The following is a 15,883-nucleotide window of genomic DNA, read 5'->3' as shown; positions in this document are numbered from 1 at the left end:
AGGGGCTAGGCTCCGGGGTATGGCACGACCCACCCGCTGGTTCAGCGAGACCTCCGACGGCCACTCGCAGTGGTACATCGAACGCTTCCGCGCCATGGCGGCCCAGGGCGCCGACCTCGCCGGCGAGGCGCGCCTGATCGACGCCATGGTGCCCCGTGGTGCCCGCGTCCTCGACGCCGGCTGCGGCCCGGGCCGCCTCGGCGGCGAGCTCCACACCCGAGGACACGAGGTGGTGGGGGTGGATGTGGACCCGGCGCTCATCGCGGCGGCCGAACAGGACCACCCGGGGCCCACGTGGCTCGTCGGCGACCTGTCCGAGCTGGACCTGCCCGCGCGCGGCGTCACCGGCGAGTTCGACGCGGCCGTCATGGCGGGCAACGTCCTCTGCTTCGTCGCCCCCGGCTCGGAGACGGACGTGCTCGCGGCGGTGGGCCGGCACCTGAAGCCCGAGGGCGTGCTCGTCGTCGGCTTCGGCATGGGCCGCACGCTCACGGTGGAGGAGTTCGACGAGCACGTGGCGGCGGCGGGGCTGCGTGTGCGGCAGCGGTTCGGCACCTGGGACCTGCAGCCGTGGACGCCGGCCTCGGACTTCGTCGTCAGCATGCTGCACCGCGGCGAGGCCTGACCCGGCAGGACCGGCATCACAAGGCCGCGGCCTCCGGAATCCCGGTACGGTCGGGCAGATGCGCACACGGTGGCGGGCGCGGGCGGCCCGGATGCTCGGCGGCGGCCCGTCGGGGCGGGTCCACTACCTGGTCTCGCCCGCCGGGCACCCCAACTACGGGGACGAGCTCATCGCGCGCACGTGGCTCGAGCACCTGGCGCGCGTGCGCCCCGACGACGAGGTCGTGCTCGACTGCCACACCCCCGGCCAGGCCGCGCTGCTGCTGCGCGGCGCCCACCCGCGCGTGACCTACGTGGACACGTTGTGGCGGATGATCGGGCTCGCCGCCGAGAACGCGCGCCCGGGGCCGGTGTGGGAGTGGTGCGCGCACGCGGCGGTGACCCTGGGCGCCGAGCCGCGCATCGACGAGGGCGTGGCCCTGCTGCAGCGGGCCGACACGCTGCACCTGCTCGGCGGCGGCTATCTCAACGCGGTGTGGCCGCACCACACGGCGCTCGTCACGGCGATGGCGGCGCTGGCGCGGCGGTTCGGGATCCGGGCCACCGCGACGGGGCAGGGGCTCATGCCCACTGCGGAAACCGCCCCGTGGGAGGCGCTGGTGGACGCGGCCCGGGCGTTCGCGGTGTTCGACACGCGCGACCGCGCATCGTTCGAGGCGCTGGCCGGCGTGCCGGGGGCCTCGCGCACCGGCGACGACGCGTGGCTGGGGGTGGACTGTGCTGTTGGAGCAGCCCCGCGGGAACCGGTGCCGGACGCCGGGGTGGTGCTGTGTCTGCAGTCCGACCTGACCGAGCACTTCGCCGGCGACGGGCGGACGGGGGCGGATGCGGTGGCCCACTGGGCGCGGCGGGTGCTCGACTCCTGGGAGGTCCCGGGCGCGGCGGTCACCGTGGTCGAGGGCATCCCCGGCAAGGACCGTCTGGTGTACGAGCGGCTGGGTGAGCGACTCGACGGGGCGCGGTTCGTGCCGTTCCGGGACCTGTGGCACCACGGGGTGCCGGCGCGGGCGGGGCAGACGTGGCTGAGCACCCGGTTCCACCTGCACCTGGTGGCGGCCGCGGCCGGCGCCGCGGGCGTGGCGGTCGCGACCGAACCCGGGTACTACGAGGTCAAGCACCGCTCACTGCTGGACGCCGGCTCCCGCTGGACGCTGGTGACGGACGGCGACACGCTCCCGGCCCGGCCGACCGCCGGCGGATTCACCCCCGAGCGCCGGCGGGCCGCGGTGGCGGCGAAGACGGCGCTGGCGGGCCGGCTGTACCCGCCGCGGTAGGGGGCGGTGACACGAACTCCACATTCTGTGGCCCCCGGACGGTGGTTTCCCACCGTCCGGGGGCCACAGAATGTGGATCTTGTGTCAGGGCCGCGGCCGGTCGCCCGCAGGCACCGACCGCGCAGTCCACACCCGGCCGCCCGGCGTCACCGTGGTGGCGGACGAGCCCACGATGAGCAGACAGCGCATGTCGATCGCGGCCGGATCGAGCTCCCCGAGCGTCGTGACCTCCAGCGACTCCCCGGCGCGGCCCACCGAGCGGCCCACCACGACGGGGGTGGCCGCGCCGCGCTCGTCGACGAGCACCGCGCGGGCGCGCGCGATCTGCCCGGTGCGCGAGCGGGACGCAGGGTTGTAGATCGCCAGCGCCATGTCGGCGGCGCTCACCGCGCGCAGCCGGCGTTCGATGACCTCCCAGGGTTTGAGCCGGTCGGACAGGCTCAGCACCGCGAAGTCGCCGCCCATCGGGGCGCCGGCGCGCGCGGCCACGGCCTGGAACGCGGACACGCCGGGGAGCACGCGGACGGGGACGGCGCTGTAGGCGGGGTCGGCGGCGGCCTCGAACACGGCGGCCGCCATGCCGAACACGCCGGCGTCCCCGCCGGAGACCACGGCGACCGATTCGCCGGCCAGCGCCAGGTCGAGGGCCAGGCGCGACCGGTCCAGCTCGACGGTGTTGCCGCTGGCGTGCCGCTGCTGGCCGGGGCGCACCGGGACCCGGTCGACGTACGGCCCGTAGCCGACGACGTGGCGCACGGAGGCGAGGGCGCCGGCGGCCTCGGGGGTCAGCCACGCGTCGCCGGCGGGCCCCAGGCCGATGACCAGCAGTTCCGCGGGCCCGGGTGCGGCGGCGGCCGGGACCGTGCGGGACTGGGGGGTGCCCGCGACGCCGGAGGTCAGCGCGCCCTTCTCCCCGGCCCTGCGCACGTCGTCGCCACCGGTGAGGACGACGGAGAAGTACGGCACCCGCTCCGGGTCCACGTCGCGCACGGGTGCGATGCGCTGCTCTCCCGTCGACGCCCGCTCCACATACACCGCGCCGTCGAGCCGGCCCGCCTGCGCGAGCGCCGAGCGCACCGCGGGGAACGTGCGCCCCAGCTTCATGATCGCGGCGCCCTGGGTGTCGGCCAGCCGGCGGGCCAGCTCGGGCGCGGGCAGGGTGCCGGGCAGGACCGTGAGCACGTCGTCGCGGCGCACCAGCGGCTGCGCGGCCGCGGCGGAGGCGGCGGACACGCTGGTCACGCCCGGGACCACCTCGGCGACGAACCGGCCGGCCAGCCTGTCGTGCAGGTACATGTAGGAGCCGTAGAACATCGGGTCGCCCTCGCAGAGCACGGCCACCGTGCGGCCGGCGGCCAGGTGCTCCGCGAGCCTGGCGGCCGCGGCGTCGTAGAACTCGGCGATCGCCGCCTCGTACCCGCCGGGGTGCGCGGCGGTGCCGGTGGTCACCGGGTAGACGAGCTTCTCCTCGATGGCGCCGGCGGGCACCAGGTCGCCGGCGATGGTGCGGGAGATGGACCGTCCGTGGGTGCCGGAATAGTAGGCGACGACATCCGCGCCCGCGATGATCCGGGCGGCCTTGCGGGTGATCAGCTCGGGGTCGCCGGGGCCCACCCCCACGCCGTAGAGCAGGCCTGCGCTGCCGGGGCGGCTCATTCTTCCTCCTGGGCGAGTGCGTTGACCGCGGCGGACGCCATCGCGGAGCCGCCGCGCCGGCCGTGCACCGTCAGGTAGGGGATCCCGGCGAGGTGGTCGGCGAGGGCGCGCTTGGACTCGGCCGCGCCGATGAAGCCGACGGGGATGCCGACGATCGCGGCGGGCGGCGGGGCGCCGTCGTCGAGCAGCTCGAGCAGGTGGAACAGCGCGGTGGGGGCGTTGCCGACGGCGACGACGGCGCCGGCGAGCCGATCCGCCCACAGCGAAACGGCGGCGGCGGAACGCGTGGTGCCCCACTCGGCCGCGAGCGGGGGCACCCGCTCGTCGCGCAGCGTGCACACCACGTCGTTGCCTGCGGGCAGTCGTTTCCGGGTGATGCCGGAGGCCACCATGTGCGCGTCGCACAGGATCGGCGCGCCGCCGCGCAAGGCGCTGCGGGCGGCGGCGACGAGGCCGGGCGCGATGTCGAGGTCGCGCGTCAGGTCGGTCTGGCCGGCGGCGTGCACCATGCGCACCGCCACCTTCTCGGCGTCGGCGGGGATGCGGCGCAGGTCCGTCTCCGCGCGGATGGTGGCGAACGAGCGCGCGTAGATTCCGGCGCCGTCGGCGACGTAGTCGTACCTGCGGGTGGGACGCCGGATCACGTGGGACTGGGTCACTTTCTGCTCCCTAACTGGAGGAGGGTGTGGGGGCCGCGCGGTGCGCCGCATGCGCGGGGGCAGCCGACGACGTGGACGGGGAGGGTGACGTGGGCTGGGAGGGTCTGGAAGGGGCCGGATGAGACCTGGCCGGGCGGGCCGGCGGCCGCGGCCCGGGCGGCCGCGTGGGTGTCGCCGGCGGACTTGGCGCAGCCGGGGGCGCCGACACACGCGGTGACCCGGGTCCACGGGGAGTCGGCCGTGGTCGCCAGGCCGGAGTCGGCGAGCCGGGCGAGCGCGCCGCACCGGGGGGCCTCCTGCGGCACCACGACGATCCCGCGCCATGGCGTGACGATGAGCGTTCCGTCGCCGCCGGCCGCAGCGGCGAGCGCGTCGCCCTGCTCCGGGGTGAGCACGCCCAGCGGCGCCAGCACCGACAGCGCCCCGCCGGGAAGCGCACCGTACGCCATCGCGGGCGCGGGGGCGTACGGCAGTGTTCCGGTGGCGTGACCGTCGAGGAGTTCCGCCCCGCGGCGGGGGAGTTCGCGCACCCGCCAGCGCCCGTCGGCGGCACCGGCGAATCCCCGTGCGAGGGCGATGAGCGCGCCGGGCACCGCGTGCAACGGCACGGCCGGGCCCGCCAGGTCGCCGGCGACGATGCGGGCGCGCCCGGGAGTTTCGGCGAGCGCGAGAACGTCGCAGCCCATCCCCGCGACGTCGCCGCGGCCGTCGTCGATGCCGAACAGGAAACGCCCCGGCAGCGCGGCCAGCCCGGGGTCCGCGCACAGGGTGCGGTCGAGTGCGCCGGCGAGCCCGCGCACGTCCGCGCGGCCGCCGGCGATCCCGGACAGGGGCGAGCAGACGATGTTGCGCACCCGCTCGTGGCGCGGCGAGGGCAGCAGACCCGCCGTTCGCAGAACGTCGACGATCCGACCGGGCAGCTGACCGTCGGGGCCGGTCGGCAAGGCTCTCAACTGCACGTTGGCGCGCGAAGTGAGGTGAATCCGTCCATCGCCGAACTCGTCGGAAACGCTTCGCAAAGCTGCGAACATCTCTGCGGTGAGCGCACCCCCGGGCACGCGCAGCCGCACCAGCGCGCCGTCGTCGGCGTGGTGCGGGCGCAGCAGTCCGGGGCAGCGGTCGGCCGCGCCGGACCGGGGAGGGGGAGGGAGCACCGGCACATAGTGGCACAGGCGTGCAGGCGCCTGGACGGCGTGGTTTACGCTCATCGAAGCCATGGTGAACGGGAAGCCGGTGTGAATCCGGCGCGGCCCTCGCCACTGTCATCGGGGAGTCCCGCGGACTCCCCCGCCGCCCGGGTGCATGCCACGGCGGCGGGGACCACTGGGCGCGCAGCGCCTGGGAAGGTCGTGCGCGGGGCGTCGATCCGTAAGCCAGGAGACCGACCGTGGCCTGATTGTGTCCACGAGGGTTTTGGAGAATCGACATGTCCTGGCGGCTGCCATGACGCGGATCGCACTGCTGTCCACGTCCGATACCGACCTGCTGTCCGCACGCGCCTCCGGCGCCGGTTTCGCGCTGGGCAATCCCGCGCGCACCGACGTCGCCGGCACCGGGCCCGGCTCGCTCGACAGGCTGCTCGACGGCGCCGCGCTGGTGGTGGTGCGCATCCTCGGTTCCGCCCGGTCCTGGCAGGACGGGCTCGACGCGGTGCTGGCACGGGGCGTCCCGGTGGTGGTGCTCGGCGGCGAGCAGGCCCCGGACGCGGAGCTGATGGGGCACTCGACGGTTCCCGTCGGCACCGCGGCGGAGGCGCACCGGTACCTGGCCTTCGGCGGGCCGGAGAACCTCGCCCAGCTGCACGCCTTCCTCACCGACACGGTGCTGCTCACCGGCGAGGGTTTCGCGCCGCCGCGGGAACTGCCCGAGTGGGGACTGGGCGAGTGGCGGGCTCCCGGCGCCGCGGCCCCGGACGGCGACCGCCCGCGGGTCGGGATCCTGTACTACCGGGCCCATCACGTCAGCGGCAACCGGCGGTTCGTCACCGACCTGGCCCGGGCCGTCGCGGAGCAGGGCGCCGAGCCGGTGCCCGTGTTCTGCGCGTCGTTGCGCACCCCGCCCGCCGACCTGCTCGAGGCGCTGTCCACGTTGGACGCGCTGGTGGTCACGGTGCTGGCGGCGGGCGGCACGCGCCCCGCGCACGCGCAGGCCGGCGGCGACGACGAGGTGTGGGACGTCGACGACCTGGCCGCGCTCGACATCCCGATCCTGCAGGGGCTGTGCCTGACGTGGGACCGCGAGACCTGGGCCGGGTCCGACGAGGGCGTCTCGCCGATGGACGCGGCCTCGCAGATCGCGGTGCCCGAGTTCGACGGTCGCATCATCACCACCGCGTTCTCGTTCAAGGAGTTCGACGACGACGGCCTGCCCCGGTACGTCACCGACCCGGAGCGGTGCCGACGGGTGGCGGGGATCGCGGCCGCCCACGCCCGGCTGCGGCATGTGCCGGTGGGCGAGCGGCGGATCGCGGTGATGCTCTCGGCCTACCCGACGAAGCATGCGCGGGTGGGCAACGCCGTCGGCATGGACACCCCGGTCTCCGCGGTGCGTCTGCTGCGCGCGCTCGCCGCGGCCGGGTACGACCTGGGCGAGGAGTCCGAGCGCCCGTGGCTCGCCCTCGACGGCGCGGACGGACCTGACGGCCCCGAAAGCGACGACACGGCGGCCGGCAATCGGCTCATCCACGCGCTGATCGACGCGGGCGGGCAGGACGAGGACTGGCTCACCGCCGCACAGCTGGCGGGCAACCCGGTGCGTGTGACTGCGGGGCAGTACCGCGAGTGGACGGCCGAGCTTCCGGACGGCCTCACCGGCGCCATGCGCGCGGCGTGGGGCGAGGCGCCCGGCACGCTGTTCGTCGACGAGTCCGGCGACGCCGCGGACGGCGGCGACATCGTGCTGGCCACCCTGCGCGCCGGGAACGTGGTGCTCATGATCCAGCCGCCGCGCGGGTTCGGCGAGAACCCGGTGGCGATCTACCACGACCCGGACCTGCCGCCCAGCCACCACTACCTGGCCGCGTACAAGTGGGTCGAGCGCGGGTTCGGCGCGCACGCGGTGGTGCACCTGGGCAAGCACGGCTCCCTCGAGTGGCTGCCCGGCAAGAACGCGGCGCCGTCGGCCGCGTGCGCCACCGACGCGGCGCTGGCGAACCTGCCGATGATCTACCCGTTCCTGGTGAACGACCCGGGCGAGGGCGCACAGGCGAAGCGCCGCGCACATGCCACCATCGTCGACCACCTCATCCCGCCGATGGCGCGCGCCGAGTCCTACGGCGACATCGCCCGCCTGGAGCAGCTGCTGGACGAGCACCAGAACATCTCAGCGATGGACCCGGGAAAGCTGCCGGCGATCCGCCAGGAGATCTGGACGCTGCTGCGCGCGGCGAAGATGGACCAGGACCTGGGCATCGACGAGGAGCTCGAGGGCGAGGCGTTCGACGACATGCTGCTGCACGTCGACGGCTGGCTGTGCGAGATCAAGGACGCGCAGATCCGCGACGGCCTGCACGTGCTCGGCCAGGCGCCGGATCCGGGCCAGCGCGTGGACCTGGTGCTGTCGATGCTGCGCGCGGCGCAGGTGTGGGGCGGCACCGCGCACGCGCTCCCGGGGCTGCGGTCCGCGCTGGGCCTCGCGGCGGGAGCGGATCTCGCCGCCGTCGACGCCGCGGAGTCCCGGGCCCGCGCGCTGGTGCAGGCGATGGAGGACGCCGGGTGGGACCGATCGGCGGCGTCGGGGATCGTCGCGGCCCAGGAGGTGTCCCGGGTGCCGGGCGCCGACGCGGCGGAGACGGTGCGGGTGCTGGAGTTCGCGGCGGAGCAGATCGTGCCGCGGCTGGCCCGGACCACCGACGAGATCGACGCGGTGCTCCGAGCCCTCGGCGGCGGGTATGTTCCGGCCGGGCCGTCGGGGTCGCCGCTGCGCGGGCTGGTCAACGTGCTGCCGACGGGGCGCAACTTCTACACCGTCGACCCCAAGGCGATCCCGTCGCGGCTGTCGTGGGAGACCGGGCAGGCGATGGCGGAATCGCTGGTGCAGCGGTACCTGGCGGAGACCGGCGGCTATCCGGCCTCGGTGGGCCTGTCGGCGTGGGGCACCTCGGCCATGCGCACCGCGGGCGACGACATCGCCGAGGTGCTCGCGCTTCTGGGCGTGCGGCCCCGCTGGGATGCGGAGTCCCGGCGGGTCACGGGCCTGGACGTGGTGGGCCTGGCCGAGCTGGGCCGCCCGCGCATCGACGTCACGGTGCGCATCTCCGGGTTCTTCCGGGACGCGTTCCCGCACGTGATCGACCTGCTCGACGACGCGTTCGCGCTCGTCGCGGGGTTGGAGGAGTCCGATGAGGACAACTTCGTGCGCGCCCACGTCCGGGCGGACACCGCCGCGCACGGGGACGAGCGCCGCGCCCGCACCCGCATCTTCGGCTCCAAGCCCGGTGCCTACGGGGCGGGCATCCTGCAGGTGATCGAGTCCGGCAACTGGCGCGACGACCGCGACCTCGCCGAGGTGTACACCGCGTGGGGCGGATTCGCCTACGGGCGCGGCCTGCACGGCGCGCCGGCGGCCGACGACATGCGCGCCAACTACGCGCGGATCGCCGTGGCGGCCAAGAACACAGACACCCGCGAGCACGACATCGCCGACTCGGACGACTACTTCCAGTATCACGGCGGGATGATCGCGACGGTCCGCGCGCTCACGGGCCGCGCGCCGCGCTCCTACATCGGCGATTCGACCAGCCCCGACGCGGTGCGCACGCGTTCACTCGGAGAGGAGACCGCGCGCGTGTTCCGGGCCCGGGTGGTCAACCCGCGGTGGATGGCGGCGATGCGCCGGCACGGCTACAAGGGGGCCTTCGAGATGGCGGCCACCGTCGACTATCTCTTCGGCTACGACGCCACCGCGTCCGTGGTGCCCGACTGGATGTACGAGTCGCTGGCGCAGAACTACGCGTTGGACACGGTGAACCAGGACTTCCTGCGCGAGGCGAACCCGTGGGCGCTGCAGGGCATCATCGAGCGGCTCACCGAGGCGGCCGACCGCGGACTGTGGGCCGAGCCGGACCCGGCCACGCTCGACGCGATGCGCCGGGCGTACCTGGAGGTCGAAGGGGACCTGGAGGATCGGGGGTGACCGGCCCGGCGGGCGCCCGTCGCCGGGTCCTGGTCGTCGGCATCGGCGCGGGCGGCCTCGACCAGGTGACGGTCGAGGCGGTCCGCGCGCTGAACGCGGCGGACGTCTTCCTGGTGACGGACAAGGACGGCAGCGGCGGCGCCGCGGGCGCCGGCGATCTGGTGCGCCTGCGTGAGGCGGTCATCGCGCGGCACCGCACCGGCCCAGGCCGCCGGATGGTGCGGGTGACGGATCCGCCGCGGAACCGCGCACCGCGCGACGACGCCGAATACGGTGTCGCGGTGCAGGACTGGCATGCCGCCCGTGCACGCGCCTGGGCGGACGCCCTGACAGGGGCGCTGCCCGACGGCGGGACCGCGGTGGTGCCGGTGTGGGGCGATCCGGCGCTGTACGACTCGGCGGTGCGCGTGCTCGAGCGGGCGCGCGTCCTGGGCGCGGACCTGGACTACGAGGTGATCCCGGGGGTCAGCAGCCTGACCCTGCTGGCCGCGCGGCACCGGCTGGTGCTCAACAGGATCGGCGGAGCGGTGCTCGTCACCACGGGCCGTCGGCTGGCGGCCGACGCGGCGGGCGGCGCGGACGACCTGGCGGTCATGCTCGACGGCGGACTCGCCTGCGCCGGCCTGCCCGGCGAGTGGGACATCCACTGGGGCGCCAACCTGGGCACGGACGACGAGGAGCTGGTGGCCGGGCGGCTGGCCGAAGTGCTTCCCGCCATCCGCGCCGCGCGGGCCCGCGCGAAGGCCGCACGCGGGTGGGTGATGGACGTGTACCTGCTGCGCCGGGCGTAGCGGGGACCACCGGTCTGCACCCGGCTGCTATCCGTCCCGCAGCCGGTCGTGCAGCGCGCGGGCGACCCCGGCCATCGCGGCCTCGGCGGCCGGCTGCGCGGCGGCAGGCACCGACGAGGCGGTCATGGCGACGACGGCGAACGCGGCACCGTCGTCGTGCTCGACGACGCCGGCCTCGTGCCGGTAGTGCAGTATCGTGCCGGTCTTCGACGACCAGGTGGTCGCGTCGGAGTCGAAGTCGGGGGCGAGCCGGTTGCGGATCATGTTCCGCGCCATGTGCGCGCGCATCTGCGCGGCGACCGGCGCCGGGACCGTCGACGGGCGCCAGAGCATCCCCAGCAGGTCGGCGAACGCGCCCGCCGTGCCGGTGTTGGCGGACGCGACATCGAGCTGGGCGATGGCGTGCCCGTGCGCGGGCGAGCCGGATCGGATGGCCAGCTCCTGCGCCAGGAGCGCGTCGTCCGGCCCCAGGCGTGCCGCGGGCGTGTCGCCGAGATCGCGTGTGCGATGACGGACCGTGATCCCGTCGACGCCGAGCCCGCGGAGGTGCGCGGTGACCTCGTCCGGCGGCACCAGGGTGAACAGCGCGTCGGCCGCGGCGTTGTCGGAGACGGTGAGGGCCAGGTGCACGAGGTCGTCGACGGCGATGCGGCTGGGCCGGCGGAACCCACTGGTCCCGCCGGGGCCGGGCCGCGGACCTGCCGGGTCGGGCAGGACGTCGACCATCCGGGCGCCGTCGAGGCGACCGGTGTGCACGGCGTGCAGCACGGCCACCGCCAGCGGCACCTTGACCAGGGAGGCGATCGGCATCTCGGCGTCGGACCCGAGACCGATCTCGGCGCCGCCGTCCAGATCTCGGACGAGGAACCGGCCGCGCAGGCCGGCCCGCTCCATGTCGAGGCCGAGCCGGTGCAGCAGGCGCGTCGTGTTCACCGCTCCCCGCTCCCCGGAAGCGCGCCGAGGCACCGGCCGACCTCGTCCCCCAACACGTCCCGAAGCAGGCGCCGGTCGCCCGCATGCCGGGCGACGGGTGCGTAGCCACGGCGGATCGCCTGGTCGTGCAGCGGGCGCCAGGACAGTCCGAGCTCGTCGGCGTCGGCGGCGGAGCACAGGAGCATCCCCCCGGACCGGAGGGCCGCGGACGCGGCGTCGACAGGGGAGGAGCCGACGGTGAACTGCGCGGGCGACAGGGCGGCGCGGTGGCCGAGCCGGGCGAGCCGGTCGCTGATGTGGGGCACGTCGTCCTCCGGTGGAATGTGCACCGTGCGGGCAGCGGCCGTGCCGCGCCCGGGGCGCAACGATTCTATGCGCAGTGGGCCGGAGCCCTCGTCGTCGGCGGTGGCGACGCCCAGCGGCACCTGCCAGGCGGCGCGGTCCGGCGCCGCCGGCATCAGCGCGGCGCGCACCCGGCCCCCGTCGAGCGCGGCGGTGCGTGCGGCCCGGTGGGCGGGGCGCAGATCGAGCACGACGCCGTGCACGTGCGCGGCGCGGTGCAGCATCACCAGGCTGCGGGCCGGGCACCCCTCCGGCACGGCGACGGCCACCGGCTCCAGCCGCGCCTGCTCGGCGTCGATCTCCAGGGTGTCCGCTAGCCGCACAAGACGTTCGGCCGGGCCCATCATGGCGCGGCCGAACGGCGTCGGCACCATGGCGCGGCCGGACCTGTCGAACAGCGCGGCGCCCAGGTGCCGTTCCAGGGCGGCGATCCGGCGGCTGGCGGCCGGCTGCGGCATGCCGATTGCGGCGGAACCGGCGGTGACGCTGCCCCGCTCGGCCACCTGCACGAAGACGCGGCACGCGCTGACCAGATCCATGATCAGCCATCATGCCGAGAACGCATACTACGGTGCAATCCGGCCTTTGCGTGCATCAGCGGGCGCGGGCACGCTGCTCGCCATGGACGGAAAAGGACGACTCGGACTCTGCGCATCGCTCGCCGTGTCGGCGGCGCTGCTCGTCGGCTGCGGTGCGCAGGAGACCCCGACGCAGGAGCGGACCCCGGGACCGGCGGCAGCGGCCGCCGCTGCCGCGGAGCAACAGGACCCGGCCGCGGAATTCGGCGCGCTGGAGCGCAAGTACGGCGCACGCCTGGGCGTGTACGCCGTGGACACGGGGACCGGGCAGGTCGTGGGCCACCGGGTCGACGAACGGTTCGCCTACGCGTCCACCTACAAGGCGCTGCTGGCCGGGGCGGTGCTCGCCGGCGCATCGGACGAGGACCTCGCGCAGACGGCCCGATACACCGATGCGGACCTGCTGGACTACGCCCCGGTGACGTCGCAGCACGTGGCCACCGGGATGACGGTGCGCGACCTGGTGGCGGCCATGCTCACGCAGAGCGACAACACGGCGGCCAACCTGCTGCTCGAGCGGCTGGGCGGCCCGGCGGAGCTGCAACGGCGGTTGCGCGCACGGGGCGACGCGACCACGAACGTCGACCGCATCGAGCCCGCGCTGAATTCGGCGGTGCCCGGCGATGTCCGCGACACCAGCACGCCGCGTGTACTCGCCGAGGACCTGCGGGGGTTCGCGCTCGGCGATTGGCTGGCACCGCAACGGCGGGCGCGATACGTCGAGTGGATGGTCGCTAACACGACCGGTGACGAGTACATCCGCGCGGGAATACCCGCCGGCTGGACGGTGGCGGACAAGACGGGCGCCGGCCACTACGGCACGCGCAACGACATCGCGGTGGTGTGGCCGGACCGGGGCGCACCGATCGTGCTCGCCGTACTGTCGGATCGGCAGCAGGATCGGGACGCGCAGTCGCAGGACGCCCTGATCGCCGACGCGACCGCGGCCGTTGTGGCGGCGATGAGGTGAGGCGCCGGGCATCCCACCCGCAAACTGCGGACGAAGCGGGTCACCACCCTGTCGGGGGTGCAGCCGTTGCCGGCAACAAGATACTTATTGCGTTTCCTAACGCATCGGCATACCGTCAATAAGGTACGAATACGTATCCTAATGAGGGACGGGGTGCAGCCATGACCACCCGCACAAGGACGTCGCCGCCGGCCTCCGATGAGCGCTTGTCACCGTCGACCCGCAAGACGCTGTCCGTACTGGTTTTCGGTGGTGCCGCGGCGATACTCGACTCCACGGTGGTCACGATCGCGCTGGACAGGCTGACCACTGCGCTCGGGACGTCGACCGGCACGATCCAGTGGGTGGTGACCGCGTACCTGCTGGCGGTGGCGGTCGCGGTGCCGATGAGCGGCTGGGCGCAGGCCCGCCTGGGTGGGAAGCGGGCCTGGATCGCCGCGTTGCTGGTGTTCGTCGTGGCCTCGGCGGCGTGCGCCGCATCGTGGAACGCGGGCAGCCTGATCGCCTTCCGCGCGTTCCAGGGGCTCGGTGCCGGGGTGATGATGCCGCTGATGCAGACCCTCGCCGTGCAGTCGGTGGGTACGGCCGGCGGCAAGGTCATGAGCAAGGCGGTGACGGCGGTGACCGTGCCGCTCGCGCTCGGGCCGATCCTGGGCCCCGTGCTCGGCGGGGTCATCCTCAGCCAGCTGAGCTGGCGGTGGATCTTCCTGATCAACGTGCCGGTGGTCTCGGTGGGGGTGGTCCTGGCGTGGCGGATGCTCGCGCCGGATCCGCCCGCGCGGGACGGCGGGGCGGGCAAGCTGGACGTCGTGGGCCTGAGCCTGCTCGGTCCCGGTCTGGCCGGCCTCGTGCTGGGGCTGTCCAACCTCGCTTCCGGCGCGCATTTCGCGCGCACCGGCACGTGGCTTCCGCTGCTCGGCGCGCTCGCCTTGCTCGTCGCGTTCACATGCTGGTCGATCCGGCGCCGGGGACGTGCGCTCGTCGACGTCACCCTGTTGTCCGGCCGCTCCCTGTCCGTCGCCTCGATCGTGCTGTTCACCGCGGGGGCGGTGCTCTATGCGGGCATGGTGCTCCTTCCGTTGTACTGGCAGCAATTGCGCGGGGCGACGGTCCTCGAGACCGCGTTCCAGCTGATCCCCATGGGCGTCGGCGCGCTGTTCGCCCGCGTCATCGCCGCACGGTTGGCCGCGCGCATCGGGCCGCGGTGGGTGACGGTCGGCGCGTTCCTGGTGACGGCGGCGGGGACGGTGCCGTTCGCCTTCGCCGGCGCGCACACCGGCCAGTGGTGGCTCGGCGCGGTGCTGTTCGTCCGCGGGCTCGGGGTGGGCGCGGTGGTCATGGCCCCGATCATGGCCGCGTATGCGGATGTTCCGTACGAGCAGATGCCGCACGCCACGATGCTCACCCGCATCACGCAGCAGATCGGGGCTTCGTTCGGGGCCGCCCTCGTCGCCGTGATCCTCCAGTCCCGCGCGGATCTCGGAGCCGAGGCGGCGTTCCACTACGTATTCTGGTGGACGACCGCCCTCACCGTCCTGGCGCTGATCCCCGCGTTGGCATTCCGCCGTGCGGCGCTCGCACCAGCAGGGGAACCCGATCGCGTCGACGGGCGATAACCGTGGTGACGGGCAACTGCGACAGTGAGGGGGAGACGATGGGCGGCAGCGGTCCGTCGCGGCGGCGCGGCGCCGAGCTCGAGCGCGCGATCCTCGACGCGGCGTGGGACCAGCTCGTGGCCGAAGGTTACGGCAGGTTCACCATCGAGGCCGTCGCGGCGCGGGCACGCACCAGCAAGCCGGTGCTCTACCGGCGGTGGCGGACCCGCGAGGAGCTCTTCCGTGCGACGATCCGGCACCGCGGCGCGGTGCACGTGCCGTCGGTGCCGGACACCGGCGGCGTCCGTGGCGATCTTCTCGCCGTGCTGCGCGGCGCGAACTCCGGCCGCAGCAATGTCACCGCTTTACTGTCGGTGCTGGTCACCAGCAGTTTCGAGGACATCGGGATGTCGCCTTCCGAGCTCCGGGCGGAGCTGATCGGAGACCGGGCGACGTCGGTGGACGTCATCCTGGACCGGGCGCGGGAGCGCGGGGAGGTCGACGCCGCGAAGCTGACGCCGCGCATCGCCGACCTGCCCTTCGCGCTGCTCCGCCACGAGTACTTCATGACGTTCCGGCCGGTGCCGGAGGAGGTGCTCGCGGAGATCGTCGACGAGATCTTCCTTCCCCTGGTCGTGCCGGGCGCGGCTCAGTAGATCCGGCGCACGATGTGGATCGGCGGCTCGTCGGCGAGCGGGGTGAGCCCGATGGGCACGCCGTAGTCGTAGGCGTTCCACACCTGACCGAAGCCCGCGTAGATGCCGATGTGCGTGTTGTTCTCGCGGAAGATGATGAGGTCGCCCGGCTGGATATTGTTCAGCGGAACAGGGACGCCGTCGTGGATCTGGTCGAACGTGGTGCGCCCGATGTCGATGCCCAGCTGCCGGTAGGCCCACCACACCAGGCCGGAGCAGTCGTAGCTGTTCGGGCCCTCGGCGCCCCACTCGTAGGGTTTGCCCACCTGCGTCATGGCGGCGCCGAGCGCGACGAGTCCGCGGGGGCTGGGGATGGGCAGCGCGCCCGCACGCTCCCCGATGCTGCCGGTGGATCCGGCCGAGCCGAGCGACCCCAGCGACCCGGTGCTGCCGGACGACCCGGCGCTGCCCGACCCGAGGCTTTCCGACCCGAGGCTGGACGAGGGCGCGGCGAGGGCCGCGGTGGCCGGGGCGGTGACGGCGACGGCCGTCACCGCCGCGCCGATGGCGGCACGGCGGAGGGCGGGGACGACGACGGGCTTGCGGGGCGCGCGGTGCCGGGGCGTGCGGCGGCGGAGGGGCGCGGGGGTCGCAGATTTCACGGTGGTCATTCGGGATGCAGCGTGCTTTCGG

At 74.4% G+C, this 15,883-nt stretch carries 13 protein-coding genes and 1 riboswitch; of the genes, 7 read left to right on the top strand and 6 right to left on the bottom strand.

What is annotated here, in order from left to right; translation table 11 throughout:
• The first annotated feature begins 19 nt into the window (after positions 1-19).
• Both H4F70_RS17325 and H4F70_RS17320 read left to right on the top strand, forming a co-directional pair.
• Positions 20-625, top strand: coding sequence for a methyltransferase domain-containing protein (locus H4F70_RS17325; protein ID WP_182358102.1), 606 nt, complete (start codon positions 20-22; stop codon positions 623-625).
• A gap of 58 nt (positions 626-683) precedes the next feature.
• Positions 684-1,898 (top strand): polysaccharide pyruvyl transferase family protein, encoded by a 1,215-nt coding sequence (locus H4F70_RS17320; RefSeq protein ID WP_182358101.1) that lies wholly within the window; start codon positions 684-686, stop codon positions 1,896-1,898.
• A gap of 84 nt (positions 1,899-1,982) precedes the next feature.
• Here the strand turns inward: H4F70_RS17320 and H4F70_RS17315 are convergent, their stop codons facing one another.
• From H4F70_RS17315 to H4F70_RS17305, 3 genes are all read right to left on the bottom strand, one after another.
• Positions 1,983-3,554 carry a precorrin-2 C(20)-methyltransferase gene (locus H4F70_RS17315; protein ID WP_182358100.1) on the bottom strand — a complete coding sequence of 524 codons (1,572 nt, stop codon included), beginning with the start codon at positions 3,552-3,554 and terminating at the stop codon, positions 1,983-1,985.
• On the bottom strand, positions 3,551-4,213 hold the full coding sequence (locus H4F70_RS17310; RefSeq protein WP_235681193.1) for a precorrin-8X methylmutase: 663 nt from the start codon (positions 4,211-4,213) through the stop codon (positions 3,551-3,553). The genes H4F70_RS17315 and H4F70_RS17310 overlap by 4 nt, the downstream gene beginning before the upstream one ends.
• Positions 4,210-5,421: a cobalamin biosynthesis protein CobG gene (locus H4F70_RS17305; RefSeq protein ID WP_182358098.1), complete on the bottom strand. Its 1,212-nt coding sequence runs from the start codon at positions 5,419-5,421 to the stop codon at positions 4,210-4,212. Before H4F70_RS17305 ends, H4F70_RS17310 begins: the two co-directional genes overlap by 4 nt.
• Positions 5,413-5,617: riboswitch (cobalamin riboswitch) on the top strand. It overlaps the preceding gene by 9 nt.
• A 39-nt stretch (positions 5,618-5,656) precedes the next feature.
• Here H4F70_RS17305 and cobN point away from each other — a divergent pair.
• Both cobN and cobF read left to right on the top strand, forming a co-directional pair.
• Entirely contained in the window at positions 5,657-9,346 is a 3,690-nt protein-coding gene (gene cobN, locus H4F70_RS17300; protein WP_182358097.1) for a cobaltochelatase subunit CobN, read from the top strand.
• Positions 9,343-10,137, top strand: coding sequence for a precorrin-6A synthase (deacetylating) (gene cobF, locus H4F70_RS17295; protein ID WP_182358096.1), 795 nt, complete (start codon positions 9,343-9,345; stop codon positions 10,135-10,137). Before cobN ends, cobF begins: the two co-directional genes overlap by 4 nt.
• Positions 10,138-10,164: 27 nt before the next feature.
• Here the strand turns inward: cobF and H4F70_RS20275 are convergent, their stop codons facing one another.
• Complete coding sequence (locus tag H4F70_RS20275; protein WP_220471730.1) at positions 10,165-11,070, bottom strand: serine hydrolase; 906 nt, start codon at positions 11,068-11,070, stop codon at positions 10,165-10,167.
• The gene (locus tag H4F70_RS20270) at positions 11,067-11,951 is read right to left on the bottom strand and encodes a LysR family transcriptional regulator (protein ID WP_220471729.1); all 885 of its coding nucleotides are present in this window, start codon (positions 11,949-11,951) and stop codon (positions 11,067-11,069) included. The genes H4F70_RS20275 and H4F70_RS20270 overlap by 4 nt, the downstream gene beginning before the upstream one ends.
• A gap of 82 nt (positions 11,952-12,033) precedes the next feature.
• Here H4F70_RS20270 and bla point away from each other — a divergent pair, with 82 nt between their 5' ends.
• From bla to H4F70_RS17275, 3 genes are all read left to right on the top strand, one after another.
• Positions 12,034-12,960 (top strand): class A beta-lactamase, encoded by a 927-nt coding sequence (gene bla / locus H4F70_RS17285; protein ID WP_182360490.1) that lies wholly within the window; start codon positions 12,034-12,036, stop codon positions 12,958-12,960.
• A 161-nt stretch (positions 12,961-13,121) separates the two neighbouring features.
• On the top strand, positions 13,122-14,576 hold the full coding sequence (locus H4F70_RS17280) for a DHA2 family efflux MFS transporter permease subunit (RefSeq protein WP_182358095.1): 1,455 nt from the start codon (positions 13,122-13,124) through the stop codon (positions 14,574-14,576).
• Positions 14,577-14,581: 5 nt separating this feature from the next.
• Positions 14,582-15,211 (top strand): TetR/AcrR family transcriptional regulator, encoded by a 630-nt coding sequence (locus H4F70_RS17275; RefSeq protein WP_235681192.1) that lies wholly within the window; start codon positions 14,582-14,584, stop codon positions 15,209-15,211.
• Here the strand turns inward: H4F70_RS17275 and H4F70_RS17270 are convergent.
• The gene (locus tag H4F70_RS17270; RefSeq protein ID WP_235681191.1) at positions 15,205-15,852 is read right to left on the bottom strand and encodes a C40 family peptidase; all 648 of its coding nucleotides are present in this window, start codon (positions 15,850-15,852) and stop codon (positions 15,205-15,207) included. The genes H4F70_RS17275 and H4F70_RS17270 overlap by 7 nt on opposite strands.
• Positions 15,853-15,883: the final 31 nt, after the last annotated feature.

It is taken from the genome of Tomitella gaofuii (assembly GCF_014126825.1).
Classification (GTDB): Bacteria; Actinomycetota; Actinomycetes; order Mycobacteriales; family Mycobacteriaceae; genus Tomitella; species Tomitella gaofuii.
Note: the sequence above shows the minus strand (reverse complement) of the source record. Positions and strands in the feature narration are given on the sequence as shown.

Coding starts and splice junctions, on each gene's coding strand:
- H4F70_RS17325 (WP_182358102.1), top strand. CDS start 20: ATGGCACGACCCACCCGCTGGTTCAGCGAGACCTCCGACGGCCACTCG.
- H4F70_RS17320 (WP_182358101.1), top strand. CDS start 684: ATGCGCACACGGTGGCGGGCGCGGGCGGCCCGGATGCTCGGCGGCGGC.
- H4F70_RS17315 (WP_182358100.1), bottom strand. CDS start 3,554: ATGAGCCGCCCCGGCAGCGCAGGCCTGCTCTACGGCGTGGGGGTGGGC.
- H4F70_RS17305 (WP_182358098.1), bottom strand. CDS start 5,421: ATGAGCGTAAACCACGCCGTCCAGGCGCCTGCACGCCTGTGCCACTAT.
- cobN (WP_182358097.1), top strand. CDS start 5,657: ATGACGCGGATCGCACTGCTGTCCACGTCCGATACCGACCTGCTGTCC.
- H4F70_RS20270 (WP_220471729.1), bottom strand. CDS start 11,951: ATGGATCTGGTCAGCGCGTGCCGCGTCTTCGTGCAGGTGGCCGAGCGG.
- bla (WP_182360490.1), top strand. CDS start 12,034: ATGGACGGAAAAGGACGACTCGGACTCTGCGCATCGCTCGCCGTGTCG.
- H4F70_RS17280 (WP_182358095.1), top strand. CDS start 13,122: ATGACCACCCGCACAAGGACGTCGCCGCCGGCCTCCGATGAGCGCTTG.